Here is a 16,573-nt window from a genome sequence, read left to right on the forward strand (position 1 = left end):
TCCTTAATCATCCTGGTGAGGGAAAAGCGTGTTATCGATGAGATCGCAAAGGCAGTTGACCGTCAGCATATGCATTTCCTGAACGCGGGCGCTGTGGTGTGAAGGGATACGGATTTCAACATCCTGCGGCCCCAGTAACCCGGCCAGCTCCCCTCCGTCATACCCGGTCAGTGCGACAATTGTCATGTCGCGTGTCACGGCGGCTTCAACGGCTTTTACGATATCGCGGCTATTACCACGCGTAGAGATTGCCAGCAGAACATCACCTGCATGTCCCAGCGCACGGACTTGTTTTGCATAAACTTCGTCGTGCAGGCGATCGTTGGCAATCGCAGTTAAGACCACATTATCAGTATTTAGTGCAATCGCAGGTAAACTTGGGCGCTCTGTTTCAAAACGATTGATCATGCTGGCAGCAAAATGCTGTGCGTTGGCAGCGGACGTCCCATTACCACAACAGAGAATTTTGTTGCCATTGAGCAGGGACTGAACCAGCGTCATGGCTGCACGGGAGATCGCATCCGGAAGTGCTTCAGCCGCAGCTATCTGAGTTTGAATGCTTTCTGTAAAGCAGACTTTAATTCTATCTAACACGCTAATCCTTAAGAACCAGGCTCTGAATCTTCAACTATGAGCGGTCGTTGAACGCGTCCTTAAACCACTCAACATCATTTCCGGTGAAGGCTAACACATCGAACCGGCAATCCACAGTATCAAAACTTCCATTGTGGCGCGCAAGCCACAAGCGGGCAGTCTGTAATAATTTGTGTTGTTTGCTCCGGGTCACACTCGCCGCTGCACCGCCAAACTGGGCTGAGCGCCGATAGCGAACCTCAACAAATACGGTGGTGTTGCCTTCACGCATTATCAGGTCGATTTCGCCGCCACGCTCATGCACGTTGGCGGCGATAAAATGCAGTCCCTTGCTCTGCAGCCAGTCACGCGCGGTGGATTCCCACGCGTCACCGGTCTGTTTACTCGTTAACTGGCGGGGACGACTTGTCCTTGCTGGTATTTGAGCCATGATAACTTCCTGTTAATCACACAATCCTGCGTTGCGGTTAAGGCTCCGGTGTTGCCGTTAATTTCGAAACCCTGCACCTGACGCATCTGCGAGAAGTGGTTGGCAAGCGACCAGGCATCGACGCCCATCGCGTACATACGTGCCAGCGAGTAGTCGTTACGAACCGCGCCCAGCGCCTGCTGCATGAGAGGGGCGTTAGCGCCTGCCAGCATCGGAATTTCGCTGTACTGCAAGCCTTCCATCTCCAGACGGAAATCCGGGCCGGCAGTTCCCTGCGCGCTACGGGAGCTGGCGTACAGCGTGGCACCGCTCTGGCTACCGTTGCGCATGGCGATCATCGGCTTTATAAATGCAATTTCTTCCGGCGTTGCCAGAATATATACGGCATCAACACGACCGCTGCCGCCGGTGATTTGCGCATCGGTAGGTGCTGCCGGGATGGTCAGACCGCCAATCGTCACGCCAGGCTGCGCGGGTACAGAAGAGGCCACCGGGCTACCCGTCAGGGAAATCCCCGAGCCGCCGTTGACGCCCATTTTCAGCTCAGCGGTGGAGCCGAACTTCTGCTGCAGCACCACGCCGCCACCCAGTTTTTGCCACTCCTGTGCAAAGGCGTTGGCAACGCGATCGCCTAACGAACTCCGCGGGATCAACAACAGCGGCGTCTGTTTTCCTTGATCGCGAATGTGGCGTGCTGCGTCGCGCGCTTCATCTTCTGGCGACAGAGCGAAGTAGCAGACGTTCGGCAGGTTTTTCACCGACTCCGGCTGATTAAGCGCCAGGACGTTTAATGGCGTGTTGCTTTTCATCAGCTCTTCAACATTGTTCTTCAACAGTGGGCCAACCACGATGCTGGCGCCATCCTGCTGAACCTGAGTCAGGATCTGATTCAGCGGTTGTGATGACGTGTCGTAGATTTTCAGCTCCGCGGACGGATTCGCTGGTGCGCTGGCGGTTGTTGGCTGCGCAGGCGCTGTTGGTTGTGGGGCTGTAGCTTCTGGCTGTGCTGGCGTCTCGTTGGTCAGATCGCTTACTGACGCCTGAGCCGGGCTGGCAACACCGTCAGTCGTTTGCGGCTGTTCCGTGGTCGTCGCAGCCGCTGTATCCGCAGCAGGCGCGGCAACAGCAGGGTCCGCTACGGGTTGAGTACCCATATTTTTCGCAGCTTCAAAGCCTTGCTGAATAGTACGGCCAAATACAGCGGCCTGACCGTTCAGCGGCAGCAGCAGAGCAATTTTGCTGGTGGAAGCGGGTTTAAAGCTCTGCACGTTAACCAACTGCGTTGGCAACAGTTTTGCCCCCGGGTTTTGTGGATAACGTTTCTGCCAGTCAGCAATACCGGCTTTCATCATGTCTGGATCGTTACGGTTATCGAACCAGACGCGCTGGAGATCTAACCAGCCTTGCAGCACGTTTTCATCCGCATTGATGACCAGCGTCTGCGCTTGCTCCTGGGTCATGGATGACAGAGCCTGCCAGGTGGCATCCATGTTTTTCTGCTTAGCGTTCGCGGCCAGCAGCGGTTCCTGGGCGATCAGGGCGCGCAGTAAAGTCAGCGATGGACGACCCTGGTTGACGTCGATTTGCGCCTGCCAGTATCTCGCCTGCTGGTTTTGATCAAAATCGGCGGGGGTTAGCTTATCCAGCAGGGCCTGTGCGCCAGCGACATCTTTCTGCGCGAGCTTAATTTCGACGGCCAGCAGTGACTGCTCACGACGCTGGGTATCGCTTAGCTTCTGTGGTAGCTGGTTGAACAGCTCGAAAGCCTGCTGGCTCTTGCCTTCTTTCAGCAGTGCACGAATGGCGAGTAATTGCCAGTTGGTCTTGCTATCATCTGAGCTTTGCTGCATTTGTTGCAGATAAAAGCCGGAATCAGCCTGCGCAGTGCCCTGCATATGGGCTGCACTCTGGTCTGGTGCCTGGGTGCCACAGCCTGCAAAAATCAGTGCAGCCAGAATGACTGGTAGCGCGCGTGCGGCTTTCAAACGAGAAAATGTTGAGGGTACCATACTGTATCCAGTGATATTTTTTTACTCAATGCTCAATATTAAATCGGCAATACGGACGACACAATGAAACAACACGAATCGGCGGATAATTCTCAAGGCCAACTCTTTATTGTACCTACTCCTATAGGAAATTTGGCTGATATTACCCAACGAGCGCTCGAAGTTTTACAAGCCGTTGATTTGATTGCCGCTGAAGACACTCGTCATACAGGACTCTTGTTACAACACTTCGCGATTAACGCGCGTTTGTTCGCTTTACATGATCACAACGAGCAACAAAAGGCCGAAACGCTGGTGGCGAAGCTTAAAGAAGGGCAAAACATTGCGCTGGTTTCCGATGCCGGAACGCCGCTGATTAACGATCCTGGCTACCATCTGGTACGGACCTGTCGCGAAGCAGGGATCCGCGTTGTTCCCCTGCCAGGCCCTTGCGCGGCGATTGCTGCCCTGAGCGCTGCAGGTCTGCCTTCAGACCGCTTTTGCTATGAAGGTTTTCTGCCTGCCAAATCGAAAGGGCGTCGTGATGCGATGAAAGCCATTGAGGCTGAACCGCGTACGCTTATTTTTTATGAATCCACCCACCGCCTGCTTGATAGCCTGGAAGATATGGTTGCCGTCTGGGGCGAATCCCGCTACGTGGTGTTGGCGCGTGAGTTGACCAAAACCTGGGAAACCATTCACGGTGCGCCGGTCGGCGAACTGCTGGCGTGGGTCAAGGAAGATGAAAATCGTCGTAAAGGCGAAATGGTGCTGATTGTCGAAGGACACAAAGCGCAAGAAGACGACCTTCCGGCTGATGCGCTGCGTACGTTGGCCTTATTGCAGGCAGAACTGCCGCTGAAAAAGGCCGCCGCACTGGCCGCTGAGATCCACGGCGTGAAGAAGAATGCGCTGTATAAGTACGCGCTGGAACAGCAGGGGGAGTAACAGTGAGCACCTACCAACCACCTTTCGTCATCACTCCATTGATCCTCAATCAAGTCATTGAAATTGGGGAGTTGATGGGGAATTGGGCGGCGATGGCTGGTAGGGCATCTCCTCTTTTGCGCAAAGAGAATCGTATTCGCACTATTCAGGCCTCTTTAGCGATTGAGCATAATTCGTTGACTACGGAACAAGTCACCGCTCTGATGGAGGGGAAACGTATTCTGGCTCCGGCTAAAGATATACAGGAAGTCAGAAATGCGATTCTGGCCTATGAAAAAATGTCAGAGTGGAAAAGTGAAAGACTCTCCGATCTTTTACAGGCACATCAAATCCTGATGATGGGGCTTGTCGATAACCCGGGTCAATTGCGAACCGGCAATGTCGGTGTTTACAGGGAGAAACAGCTTATCCATATGGCCCCACCGGCGTCACAAGTTCTTCGATTGATGAATGACCTACTGGGCTGGTTAAAAACGACAGAGCTCCACCCACTGATTGCTGGTGCTATTTTCCATTATGAATTTGAATTCATTCATCCTTTTGCCGACGGCAATGGACGGATGGGCCGGTTGTGGCAGACATTAATCCTCCGTGAGTGGCGATCGGAATTGGCGTGGTTACCAGTAGAGACACTGATCCACTACCAACAGGATCGCTACTACCAGGTGTTAGGGCAGTGCGATCGGCAAAGTAGCTGCACGCCATTTATAGAATTTATCCTTGAAAACATCATCTCTGCTTTGCAAGAGGGATTGGGGAAATCATCAGCCCTGTCGGAAGAAATGTCGGAAGAAATGTCGGAAGAAATGTCGGAAGAAATGTCGCCTGATTTACTGGATATTGAAAAACGCATACTACAAATCTTGTCGAATCAGCCAGGCAGATCCGCCAAAAGTATCGCTGATGAGTGTGAAATCTCAGCCCGAACTGTAGAACGCTATCTGAAAGCGTTGCAGCTAAAAGGCAAACTGCAACGCGTTGGCGCGACGAAAGGGGGGCTATGGAGGGTAATTTAAACGACCAGCAGTTCAACCCCTGTTTTGGCCAGCGCTGATTTATCCTGTTTGCTGATACTGTCGTCGGTTATTACGCAGTTAATCTTCTCCATTGGAAGTACCTGATTAAAACCTCGTCGGTTAAATTTTGTTGCATCCAGTACGGCAATAACCTTATGTGCCGCAGCAGCCATCACGCTACTAATCGAATAGCCTTCGTTGAATGTCGTTATACCATTAGTGGCATCAATCCCGTCGGCGCCAACGAACATCAGGTCTGCGCTTATCCCTTGAAGGGAACGTTCAGCGATAGTGCCATGCATTGAATGAGTTTTGTGACGCACCGTGCCGCCGCAGACGACCAGCGTAATGTCTTTGTTTTCCGATAACGTAAACGCAGCGGGCAGGCTATTGGTAATAACTGTGATATTACTTTTTCGGTTTAGCGCCTCAGCGATCAGTAAGGTCGTGCTTCCGCTATCCAGAATCACGGTCATTCCTTCCTCGACCATTGCCGTTGCAGCCTGAGCGATCCGCTTTTTGGGATCGCTGGCAAGCTGATACCGGTCTTCTAATAATACTTCCTGATTGTCACCTTCAGCCAGATGGCTTCCTGGTTTTGCCGCACCGCCATGAAAACGGGTGACCAGACCCTTCTCTTCTAATAACCGCAGGTCGGCGCGAATGGTTACTTCAGAAATACCAAAGGTATTCGAAAGATCCATTACCAGTACGCTACCTTGCGTATTAATCAGGTCGACAATTTTATTCCTTCTCTCAAATGAGTTCATATTGATTTGCCTGATAATTTGACTGCCACTAGTTTAATCGAAGGATTGCGAAAGGTGAACGCTAAATTTCGAAAGTAAATGTGAGCCAGCGCAGGTTGCTGGCTCGTTGGGTCAGGAGAGTTTGAGCAGAATTTTCCCCTGCATCGGCGCGCCATTGAGTGACTTGACGGCGCTGGCAAAGCTCTCGGCATCACCACTGTAGGCAATCAACGGCTCAAGCTGTAAGCGTTTCTCCGTGAGTAAACGGGCAGCGGTTTCCCACTCTTCTCCAGGCCATGGGCTGGAATAGTTCATCCAACTGCCAAGGATGGTTAATTCTTTACGCAATATTTGCCCAAAAACACCTGAAGCTAGCGCCAGATCGTGATGCAGCGTACCGACTAATGCCAGTTGAGCGCGAGGTCCGGCAATTTCGATCGACAGAGTAACAGTTTGTGGGGTTCCCGCAGTCTCCAGGATGAGTTGGTCAAATTGAATGTTCTCCAGACCGGAGTGGATCTCGGTCGCACTCATCTCCCGACTGTTAAATACATAGGTTGCACCCAGTTCTTTTGCTAACGCCAGCTTCTGCGGGTTGATATCAATCGCCGTGATGCTTTTTGCGCCGAGTTCGCGAGCACATTGCATTGCCAGTAAACCGATAGTACCTGCACCAACGATGATCACGTTTTTGCCTTCGCATCCCTGAGCGAGGTGAAAAGCATGCAGGCCAACGGTAATGGGCTCAATGAATGCGCCATCATCAATCGGCATTTCTGAAGGCAGGCGGAACAGGTTGGCGCGTTTTACCACCACATATTCTGCATTGCCGCCTTCGCTGCGCGATCCGACAAACTGATATTGCTTACACAATGAGAAATATCCACGCTCACACTGAGGACAGTGGAAGCAGGGGAGCAGCGGTACGCAAGCAACGGCATCTCCGGGTTGTAGATCGGTTACGCCCGCGCCGTAAGACTCAACATAGCCACTGAACTCATGCCCAAGTGTGATTGGATAATAGTGAGCACCATGATTGAAAACTCGGGGAATATCTGAGCCGCAAAGCCCTGAACTGACCACCTTGACCAGTACATCTTCATCAGTTTGTAGTTGTGGTATGGGACGTTCTTCAACGCGTACGTCGCCCTCAGCGTGAATAACCACTGATTTCATAAGTGTCTCCAGAAAAGTGAAGGGGAGCAAATGCTCCCCAGAAATTAAGATGCGGTCTGGCTTTCTGTTATGGCTGCCGCTTTTTCAGCCGCCACGAAATTACGCGCCCGACGCCAGGTCAGCAGTACACCCAACAGGTAAATAGCACCGATAATGATGAAACCCACCACGTTCTGCCAGGTGAAGAGCTGGATTAGCAGCCAGGTGATTGGGGAACCGCCCTGGTCCATTGAAGCCACCATGCCACCAGCTTTCAATGCGCCCGCATTGGCGGCTAGCTGGGTATGTAAACCAATGGTTTGCGTGGCTATCCACAGGGTGATACCCATGATGATGACGCCGGAGATCAGCGTGCGGAAAAGGTTTCCCTGATGAACGGCTACCGCCATGGCGACAAAGAAACCAATGGTCGCGAGATCGCCGAATGGCAGAACCTGGTTTCCTGGTACCAGAACGGCAATCAGAATGGTCAGCGGGATAAAGATAAGACTGGCGGAAACCACTGACGTATGGCCGAGCAGTAGCGCAGGATCCAGGCCAATCAAGAACTCTTGTCCACCAAATTTTGCCTGCAGGCGCTTGCGAGCATGCTTTGCAATGGGAGTGAGTCCATCCATAATCGGTTTAATGACGCGCGGCATGAGCAACATAACGGCAGCTGTTTTCACCGCCAGTTGGAGCACTGCTTTAACGTCATACCCTGCCAGCATGCCGATCACTAACCCCATCACAAAACCGACGGTCACGGGCTCGCCGAAGGGGCCGAAGCGTTTTTGTACATCGTCCGCACTGAAATGAATGCGGTTCAGACCCGGGATTTTTTCAATGATCGTATCAACCAGGACCGCTATCGGGCCCAGATATGCCGAGGAACCATGTGGAATGGCGATGCCTTCCAGACCAAAAAAGTCGCGCGTGTCTTTGGCAAACCAGTCGCCCAGTTTGTAGACGAAGGCGGCATGAACAACCACACCGAGGATGCCCAACCAGTATGAACCGGTCGCCAGATGCAACATGGCGCCGGTAAACGTCATATGCCAGATATTCCAGATGTCGACATTCACCACGCGGGTCATGCGGGTAACCAGCATCAGGATATTCACCCCAATGGCGACAGGAATCGCAATTAACGCAATTTGTGAAGCCCAGGTCATCGGTGATGAACCAGGCCAGCCGACATCGATGACGTGCAGGTTGATTTGAAACTGTTCTGCCATTGCTTTTGCGGCAGGTCCAATAGAGTCCAGCATCAGGCCGATTACCAGGCCGATGCCGACAAACCCAATCCCGATATGCAGACCAGATTTAAAACAATCCCCGAGCTTCATTCCCAGCAATTTTGAGAAGATGATGATCACCAACGGCAGCATAACCGTTGGACCTAAATCGAGGATATAACGCATTATTTCGCTAAACATGGCGTTACCCCACGAGGATGGTCAGGATTTTTTGCTGCAATGCTTCGATACCCACGCCTGAGACAAAAGGCATGCCGTGAACCACCGGGATATCGCCAAATGTACGGTCAACGCGAGCCGTGGTACAAATGAGGTCTGCGCCGTCCATATAGGTTTCGATTTCTGTTACACGACACTGAACCAGGTCGAGTTGTATATTGTTGGCTTCACAGAGTTCTTTAATTTCTTCCGCAGCCATTGTTGAAGTTGCTACAGCACCGCCACAGGCCACAATTACTTTACGTTTCATAGGGTATTCCTTTTATTATCAGTTTGTTATCAAATCTGAGCGCAGAGCTCAGACTCAAGGATTTTTTCCCGAAAGAGCATTGCCAGTTCTGCATCGGGCGCATTCAGTAATGCTTCAATGGTGTTCGGGTTTTGTAGCTCACTAAACAGACGACGCAGGAGCTTCAGTTGTGCCGTCGGGTTCTCAACGATTAAGGCGATAATTAAAGAGACGGCGATCTCTTCATCATCATCCGCTTGTTGAAAGTTGACCGGTGTATCCGGGCGAATCAGATAGATAGCAGGAGATTTAGCATGGACAGCTTCACAATGTGGAATCGCAACGGCATGACGTTCCAGCGCTATTCCAGTTGGAAAGGTTGCTTCACGCTCAATCAGGGCCTGCGGGTAACTTTCGTGCACGACCCCTTTGGCCAGCATCTCCTCCCCAATATGTGTCAGCGCATGCTGACACGAGCTAAAGTTGATTCCTGTTCGGACAAAAAGTTGGCTCATATATTCTCCTGATTTCAGGCAAGTGCTGGTGCGCAACCAAAGCGATAGGCGCGCAGAACGTCCTGAATTTTGTCGATAATCAGATTGTGTGGCGTCGCGGTTAACGTTCCTTCAGACAGACGCTCAAATTGCACGGGCATAAATTGGCTAATTAGCCCCAGTGGTAAAGCGACGTCATTAAGATTGGTTATTAATTTCTCTACGCTTTGACGAATGCGGGGATGCGGCCAGTAGTAACGAATACGGTCGGAGAGACTGAAGTGAATATCAACCATCGCCTGACTCCAGGTTGGGCGATAGTATTTTTTCCAGTAGTCCGGTTCATTCAACATAACTTCGTCAATCACTTCCAATACCCGGCTTCTTTGCTCCGGAGATACCAGTTCATTTTCCATTTGCGCAAGGGCAAAAATAGCTTCACGCAGAGCGAAGGTGAGTGCTGGACCTACTTTCAAAATCGCATAGTGATCGCGTACCAGCGCACGGTATGCCTGGCGGGTTTGATAATCGGTAGAATGCGCTTCGTAGACCATTGGGGTCTCTTTGATCCAGGCGGAAAGCGCTTTTGCAGCTTGTGGCTGATAGTGAATAATTTGAGTGTGATCGAATTCGACGCCGGGCTGGACCACAATGGCGATTACGCGCGTTAACGCTTCTTCAAGCCCTAATGCACTGAAGGCAACCTGATGGGTTTCCAGTGTCCGGGCGGCATCTTCTTCGCGTGTGACATGAACGGTACCGATGGTGGTGGCTTCTCCACCAGGTACGGGAACTTCAGTGCCAATCACGTAAGTCAGTTGGCGTTTCTGTTCTTCGGTTGCTGTTGATTCTGCTGCCTGGCAAAGTATGGCTGCTCGCTGAGCAACAACCATCGGGTCTAGCGGTGTCGGATCGTCAGCGCAGGACATTGAAGCATCAAGATGGATTTTGCTGAATCCTGCGGCGACGTAAGCTTTAATCAAGGCTACGGATTTCTCCATCGCTTCTGCCGCTACTTCATTTTGCCAGCAGTTAGGGCCGAGGTGATCGCCCCCCAGGATCAGTCTTTCTCGAGGGAAGCCAATTTCTTGTGCGATGCCATAGACAAAATCACGGAAATCGGCGGGTTTCATCCCGGTATAGCCACCAAACTGATTAACCTGATTAGACGTTGCTTCGATCAGAACTTTACTGTCCGTATTGAGATCAAAGCGTAATGCGGATTCAATGACCAACGGATGTGCTGAACAAACAGAACAAATACCTAAATGTTCACCTGCTTTATGACGAGAGATTATTTCTTTCACTTCTATCTCCGATATCTTTTGTTTATCTTCATAATATTTTTGGATTGAAGGCAAAGGGTAAAAGCAGCTTTCGTGATCCAGCTTTAAAACAGACCTTTGCCAGAATTCATACAATTCATATTAATCAGTTACTTATAGTTTCCCTTCGCAACCGCAGTCCGCAATGACTTTACGTACCACTTCTTTCATGGCGGCTTTTGCTGGCATCATGTAATGCCGTGGGTCATTCGCATTGGTATGTGTACTCAGATAGGTTTTGAGTGCGCCAGAAAAGGCGATTTTGAGTTCGGTAGCGACGTTGACTTTGCAGATCCCTAAAGAGATGGCGCGCTTAATATCATGTGCTGGCAGGCCGGATGCGCCATGTAGAACCAGTGGAATATCAACGGACTGACGAATTTCTGTTAGCCGTTCAAAATCCAGTTTAGGTTCAGTGCTATACAGTCCATGAGCCGTGCCAATCGCGACCGCCAGTGAGTCGATACCGGTTTTTTCCACGAACTCCCGAGCCTGTTCTGGGTGGGTATAAAGCGCATCTTTTCCGTCCACGATTAGGTCATCTTCTTGTCCACCCAACCGTCCCAGCTCAGCTTCAACGCTAACGTCATAGCGATGGCAGTAATCTGTTACGTGTTTAACTAACGCAATGTTGTCGACAAACGGCAGATGGGAACCATCGATCATGACGGAGCGAATACCTGTAGCGACTTTCTCTTCAATATCGGTGGCGCTTTCATGGTGATCGAGATGGATGGCGAGAGGATGGTTCCAGCATCTTGCCAGTTCACTGGCGATTGCAACGATATTACCGACACCGGCATAGCTAAAAGTGCCAGGCGTGCCGGCGACGATCAACGGAGAGCGTAGTTCGGCTGCTGTTTCCACGACAACCTGTAAGGTCTCCAGGTTGTGAATGTTAAACGCCGGTACGGCATAGCCTTCTCGCTGTGCCTTCTTCAGCATCATTTTGCTTGAGATGATAAACATACTTCCTCCGAAGTCTTTCGATTGCTTTCTTCGAAATAAAGTATAGGGTTTCGTAACGTTTTTTTGTGATTTTGATCTGATAAATGAAAGTTTCGAAAGAAAAGGGAGGGTTGCGAAAGTATATGGCAAAAAAAAGCATGCCCGAAGGCATGCTCATGAAGAAAAAACGTGGATAATCAGGTCACTGGCGCCGGGTTAAACACCGCCAGTTGGTTATGCAGTCCCCATTGATCCGAGAAGGTTTTCTTACGCCCGCTGGCGACGTCGAGAATAAACTCGAACAGTTTCAGACCCACGTCTTCAATGGTTTCTTCCCCGGTGGCGATGGTGCCTGCGTTGATGTCCATCAGGTCAAACCAACGGTTGGCCAGCTCGGTACGGGTCGCCATTTTTATCACCGGCACGGCCATCAGGCCGTACGGCGTACCGCGACCGGTGGTGAACACCTGCACGGTGATCCCGGAAGCGACCTGCTGCGTACCGCAGACAAAATCACTGGCGGGTGTAGCCGCGTAAATCAGGCCGCGTTTGGTTGGGCGTTGGCCCGGCGACAAGACTTCGACAATCGCGCTCTTGCCAGACTTGGCAATAGAACCCAGCGCTTTTTCCACCACGTTTGCCAGACCGCCTTTCTTGTTGCCTGGAGAAGGGTTGGCGCTGCGATCCGTTTTGCCCATATCAAGGTAGTTATCGTACCAGGCCATCTCTTCAAGCAGGCGTTTACCTACTTCTTCGTTAATCGCACGTGGGGTCAGAAGATGGATGGCATCGCGCACTTCGGTAACCTCAGAGAACATTACGGTGGCGCCGCAGCGTACTAACAGGTCGGAGGCATAACCGACCGCCGGGTTGGCCGTCACGCCTGAAAACGCATCGCTGCCGCCGCACTGCATGCCGACCACCAGTTCTGACGCCGGGCAGGTTTCACGCTGGCGTTGATTGAGTTTTGCCAGATGGCGTTCGGCCACCTGCAAAATATCGGCAACCATCGATTGAAAGCCAACGTGTTTTTCATCCTGCAGGCTGACGATGCTGGCGCTGTCGACCGGAATACTTTTCACATCGTGCGTGCCTTCCAGCAGGCGCTCTGGCTGCAGTTTTTCGCAGCCGAGGCCAATGACCATCACTTCACCGCCAAAGTTCGGGTTTAGCGCAATATTGTGAATGGTACGAATCGGCACGATGGCGGCTGGGGCATTAATCGCCACGCCGCAGCCGTACAGATGATTGAGTCCGACCACGCCGTCAACGTTCGGGTATTTGGGCAGCAGATCGCGCTCAATGATTTTCACCACATAATCCACCACGCCCGCCACGCAGTGCACGCTGGTGGAAATACCGAGCAGATTCTTGGTGCCGACACTACCGTCCGCATTGCGATAACCTTCGAAGGTGTAACCCTCAAGAGGCGGCAGCGGCTCTGGCACTTTGGTTGCCAGCGGCAGCGTCTCCAGCGGCGGGGCCTTGGGTAGCTCAACCATTGATTCATCAATCCAGCTGCCGCGTGGGATATCGCGAACGGCATAGCCTATCACTTCGCCATAACGCACGATTTCGCCGCGAACAGGAATATCCAAGAGCGCCACTTTATGTCCCTGGGGAATATGTTCAATGAGTTCCAGTCCGTCTGGAAAACGCGTCCCAGCTTTCAGACCATTGTCATTGACAATTATCGCCACATTATCTGTTTCGTGAACTTTAATATAAAACGCCGTTGGCGATTCTTGTCTGATTTCGATGTCGGCCATTGTCCAGTATTCTCCAACAAGATGGTGATAATAGTTTGGATATTTATATTTTGAATCTAATTATAAGTAATAAAGATTCGGTATCGTGAAATAAGAATGTCAGGAGTTTATCGCCAAGAATGTGATGATGATCACTTAAACTCAGCAAGGCCGCCCCACCAGGGGTAGCAATACGTAAATGTGTGCATTAGCGCCCATGTATGTGTGCATATGCCCAAAACATTATTTTAATAACGCATGTTTAATGAGCACTTGCACAATGATTAACGTGGCGCTGCTGATTATACTAAATCACGGTTTCATAACGTCTGATAAATTATTATGCATTCTTATTATCAGTAATTTATCACCAGGAATATCTACCCAATAATAATAAAAATTTAATGTACCCGAGGTAATTAGAATGATTCTGGATACAGTTGTCGAGAAAAAGAAAGGCACGCACACCCGTTACTTAATATTGCTGATAATATTTATCGTTACAGCCGTTAACTATGCGGACCGTGCAACGCTGTCAATTGCCGGCACGGAAGTGGCGAAAGAGTTACAGCTCAGTGCCATCTCTATGGGGTACATTTTCTCCGCTTTCGGCTGGGCTTACCTGTTAATGCAAATCCCCGGCGGCTGGCTGCTGGATAAGTTCGGTTCAAAGAAAGTCTACACCTACAGCCTGTTCTTCTGGTCGCTGTTTACCTTCCTGCAGGGCTTTGTCGACATGTTCCCGCTGGCCTGGGCGGGTATTTCAATGTTCATCATGCGCTTTATGCTGGGCTTCTCGGAAGCGCCGTCCTTCCCGGCGAATGCCCGGATCGTGGCGGCCTGGTTCCCGACGAAAGAGCGCGGTACGGCGTCCGCAATTTTTAACTCCGCACAGTATTTCTCTCTGGCGCTGTTTTCGCCGCTGCTGGGCTGGCTGACCTTCGCCTGGGGCTGGGAACATGTCTTTACCGTGATGGGCGTGATTGGTTTTGTGCTCACCGGGCTGTGGGTAAAGTTTATTCATAACCCAACCGATCACCCGCGTATGTCGCAAGAAGAGCTGAAGTTTATCTCTGAAAACGGCGCGGTCGTGGATATGGACCATAAAAAGCCGGGTGATGTGAAGTCAGGCGGTCCTAAATTGCATTATATCAAGCAGTTGCTCACTAACCGTATGATGCTCGGCGTGTTCTTCGGACAGTATTTTATCAACACAATTACCTGGTTTTTCCTCACCTGGTTCCCGATTTACCTGGTACAGGAAAAAGGCATGTCGATCCTGAAAGTGGGCCTGGTGGCTTCGATTCCTGCGCTGTGCGGATTTGCCGGTGGCGTACTCGGCGGCGTGTTCTCTGATTATCTGATTAAACGTGGCTTCAGCATCACTCTGGCACGTAAGCTGCCGATTGTGCTCGGAATGCTGCTCGCCTCGACCATTATTCTGTGTAACTACACCGATAACACCACCCTGGTGGTGGCGCTGATGGCGCTGGCGTTCTTCGGTAAAGGCTTCGGGGCGCTGGGGTGGCCGGTGATTTCCGATACTGCGCCGAAAGAGATTGTCGGTCTGTGCGGTGGGGTATTTAACGTATTTGGCAATGTGGCTTCCATCGTCACCCCGCTGGTGATTGGGTATCTGGTGAGCGAGCTGCACTCATTTAATGCTGCGCTGATGTTTGTAGGGTGCTCGGCGCTGATGGCAATGGTTTGCTACCTGTTTATTGTCGGTGACATTAAACGTATGGAATTGCAGAAATAAACAAAGGTGTAAGCGATGAATAACACGATTTTTCCGAATAAGTTTAAAGCGGCTCTCGCGGCGCAACAGATTCAGATTGGCTGCTGGTCTGCATTAGCCAGCCCAATCAGTACCGAAGTTTTAGGCCTGGCGGGTTTTGACTGGCTGGTGCTGGACGGCGAACACGCGCCGAACGACATATCGACGTTTATCCCGCAATTGATGGCGCTGAAAGGCAGCACCAGCGCGCCGGTAGTGCGCGTACCGACCAACGAGCCGGTAATTATCAAACGCCTGCTGGATATCGGATTTTACAACTTCCTGATCCCGTTCGTGGAGACGGAAGAAGAGGCGGTGAACGCCGTGGCGTCGACCCGCTATCCGCCGGAAGGTATTCGCGGCGTGTCCGTATCCCATCGCGCCAATATGTTTGGCACCGTACCGGACTACTTTGCGCAGTCGAATAAGAACATCACCATCATCGTGCAGATCGAAAGTCAGCAGGGCGTTGATAACGTTGACGCAATCGCGGCGACAGAAGGTGTCGACGGGGTCTTCGTCGGCCCAAGCGATCTGGCTGCGGCGTTAGGCCACCTCGGCAATGCGTCACATCCTGATGTGCAGAAAGCTATCCAGCACATTTTTGCCCGCGCGAAAGCACACGGCAAACCAAGCGGCATTCTGGCCCCGGTAGAGGCGGATGCGCGTCGTTATCTGGAGTGGGGCGCGACGTTTGTTGCCGTTGGCAGCGATCTTGGCGTGTTCCGTTCAGCCACGCAAAAATTGGCTGATTCTTTTAAGAAATAACCCCCCTCGACAGTAGAGAGAGATAAAGACATGACAATGAAAGTTGGTTTTATTGGCCTCGGTATTATGGGTAAACCAATGAGTAAAAACCTCCTCAAGGCAGGTTACTCGCTGGTGGTTGCTGACCGTAACCCGGAATCCATTGCGGAAGTGATTGCCGCAGGCGCAGAAACCGCCGCCACGGCGAAAGATATTGCCGAGCAGTGCGATGTGATCATCACCATGCTGCCGAATTCTCCGCATGTGAAAGAAGTGGCGCTGGGAGAGGGCGGCATTATTGAAGGGGCGAAACCGGGGACAGTGCTGATCGACATGAGCTCCATCGCGCCGTTAGCCAGCCGTGAAATCAGCGACGCGCTGAAAGCGAAAGGCGTGGATATGCTGGACGCGCCGGTAAGCGGCGGTGAACCGAAAGCTATCGACGGTACTCTGTCGGTGATGGTTGGCGGTGATAAAGCGATTTTTGACAAATATTACGATCTGATGAAGGCGATGGCAGGTTCCGTGGTACATACCGGTGATATCGGCGCGGGTAACGTCACCAAGCTGGCGAATCAGGTGATTGTGGCGCTGAACATTGCGGCGATGTCGGAAGCGCTGACGCTGGCGACCAAAGCGGGCGTAAACCCGGATCTGGTGTATCAGGCGATCCGTGGTGGGCTGGCGGGAAGCACCGTACTGGATGCGAAAGCGCCAATGGTTATGGACAGAAACTTTAAGCCGGGTTTCCGTATCGACCTGCATATTAAAGATCTGGCGAACGCGCTGGATACCTCTCATGGCGTTGGCGCTCAGTTACCGCTGACTGCTGCAGTCATGGAGATGATGCAGGCGCTACGCGCTGATGGGCTGGGCACCGCTGATCATAGCGCACTCGCATGCTACTACGAAAAACTGGCGAAAGTGGAAGTCACTCGCTAAACAAG

Annotated in this window: 16 protein-coding genes; 5 read left to right on the forward strand and 11 right to left on the reverse strand. The window is 51.6% G+C overall.

The window, feature by feature from the left end; translation table 11 throughout:
* Positions 1-3: 3 nt before the first annotated feature.
* From diaA to HV037_RS02875, 3 genes are read right to left on the reverse strand one after another with little or no spacing between them, the layout of a single operon-like run.
* Entirely contained in the window at positions 4-594 is a 591-nt protein-coding gene (gene diaA, locus HV037_RS02865) for a DnaA initiator-associating protein DiaA (RefSeq protein WP_003024948.1), read from the reverse strand.
* A gap of 34 nt (positions 595-628) precedes the next feature.
* Positions 629-1,024 (reverse strand): YraN family protein, encoded by a 396-nt coding sequence (locus tag HV037_RS02870; protein ID WP_019077774.1) that lies wholly within the window; start codon positions 1,022-1,024, stop codon positions 629-631.
* Positions 982-3,033 (reverse strand): penicillin-binding protein activator, encoded by a 2,052-nt coding sequence (locus tag HV037_RS02875; RefSeq protein ID WP_046275524.1) that lies wholly within the window; start codon positions 3,031-3,033, stop codon positions 982-984. Before HV037_RS02875 ends, HV037_RS02870 begins: the two co-directional genes overlap by 43 nt.
* 63 nt (positions 3,034-3,096) lie before the next feature.
* Between HV037_RS02875 and rsmI the strand changes: the two genes are divergently transcribed.
* Both rsmI and HV037_RS02885 read left to right on the forward strand, forming a co-directional pair.
* A complete protein-coding gene (gene rsmI / locus HV037_RS02880; protein ID WP_016154652.1) occupies positions 3,097-3,960 on the forward strand; it encodes a 16S rRNA (cytidine(1402)-2'-O)-methyltransferase in 864 nt (287 codons plus the stop codon).
* A 2-nt stretch (positions 3,961-3,962) separates the two neighbouring features.
* Entirely contained in the window at positions 3,963-4,976 is a 1,014-nt protein-coding gene (locus tag HV037_RS02885) for a Fic family protein (RefSeq protein ID WP_103284276.1), read from the forward strand.
* On the opposite strand, the gene HV037_RS02890 is transcribed toward HV037_RS02885, so the two are convergent.
* The 8 genes from HV037_RS02890 to garD all read right to left on the reverse strand — a co-directional run bounded on the left by HV037_RS02890 (position 4,973) and on the right by garD (position 13,123).
* Positions 4,973-5,746, reverse strand: coding sequence for a DeoR/GlpR family DNA-binding transcription regulator (locus HV037_RS02890; protein ID WP_003828620.1), 774 nt, complete (start codon positions 5,744-5,746; stop codon positions 4,973-4,975). The genes HV037_RS02885 and HV037_RS02890 overlap by 4 nt on opposite strands.
* Before the next feature lie 111 nt (positions 5,747-5,857).
* Complete coding sequence (gene gatD / locus HV037_RS02895; protein WP_049042724.1) at positions 5,858-6,901, reverse strand: galactitol-1-phosphate 5-dehydrogenase; 1,044 nt, start codon at positions 6,899-6,901, stop codon at positions 5,858-5,860.
* A gap of 44 nt (positions 6,902-6,945) precedes the next feature.
* Positions 6,946-8,319, reverse strand: a complete 1,374-nt coding sequence (locus HV037_RS02900) for a PTS galactitol transporter subunit IIC (RefSeq protein ID WP_016154648.1) — start codon at positions 8,317-8,319, stop codon at positions 6,946-6,948.
* Positions 8,320-8,323: 4 nt separating this feature from the next.
* Positions 8,324-8,608 (reverse strand): PTS galactitol transporter subunit IIB, encoded by a 285-nt coding sequence (gatB, locus tag HV037_RS02905; protein WP_003828616.1) that lies wholly within the window; start codon positions 8,606-8,608, stop codon positions 8,324-8,326.
* Positions 8,609-8,637: 29 nt separating this feature from the next.
* Positions 8,638-9,102 carry a PTS galactitol transporter subunit IIA gene (gatA, locus tag HV037_RS02910; RefSeq protein ID WP_019077770.1) on the reverse strand — a complete coding sequence of 155 codons (465 nt, stop codon included), beginning with the start codon at positions 9,100-9,102 and terminating at the stop codon, positions 8,638-8,640.
* A gap of 14 nt (positions 9,103-9,116) precedes the next feature.
* Positions 9,117-10,388: a tagatose-bisphosphate aldolase subunit GatZ gene (gene gatZ, locus HV037_RS02915; RefSeq protein ID WP_029139671.1), complete on the reverse strand. Its 1,272-nt coding sequence runs from the start codon at positions 10,386-10,388 to the stop codon at positions 9,117-9,119.
* 132 nt (positions 10,389-10,520) lie between these two features.
* A complete protein-coding gene (locus HV037_RS02920) occupies positions 10,521-11,375 on the reverse strand; it encodes a tagatose bisphosphate family class II aldolase (RefSeq protein WP_103284275.1) in 855 nt (284 codons plus the stop codon).
* Positions 11,376-11,551: 176 nt separating this feature from the next.
* Positions 11,552-13,123: a galactarate dehydratase gene (gene garD / locus HV037_RS02925; RefSeq protein WP_016154637.1), complete on the reverse strand. Its 1,572-nt coding sequence runs from the start codon at positions 13,121-13,123 to the stop codon at positions 11,552-11,554.
* A 403-nt stretch (positions 13,124-13,526) separates the two neighbouring features.
* On the opposite strand from garD, the gene garP reads away from it, so the two are divergent.
* From garP to garR, 3 genes are read left to right on the forward strand one after another with little or no spacing between them, the layout of a single operon-like run.
* Entirely contained in the window at positions 13,527-14,861 is a 1,335-nt protein-coding gene (gene garP / locus HV037_RS02930; protein ID WP_003024898.1) for a galactarate/glucarate/glycerate transporter GarP, read from the forward strand.
* 15 nt (positions 14,862-14,876) lie between these two features.
* Positions 14,877-15,647 (forward strand): 2-dehydro-3-deoxyglucarate aldolase, encoded by a 771-nt coding sequence (gene garL, locus HV037_RS02935; protein WP_016157546.1) that lies wholly within the window; start codon positions 14,877-14,879, stop codon positions 15,645-15,647.
* Between the two features lie 30 nt (positions 15,648-15,677).
* A complete protein-coding gene (gene garR / locus HV037_RS02940; RefSeq protein ID WP_016154635.1) occupies positions 15,678-16,568 on the forward strand; it encodes a 2-hydroxy-3-oxopropionate reductase in 891 nt (296 codons plus the stop codon).
* Positions 16,569-16,573: the final 5 nt, after the last annotated feature.

It is taken from the genome of Citrobacter sp. RHBSTW-00017 (assembly GCF_013797615.1).
Classification (GTDB): Bacteria; Pseudomonadota; Gammaproteobacteria; order Enterobacterales; family Enterobacteriaceae; genus Citrobacter; species Citrobacter braakii.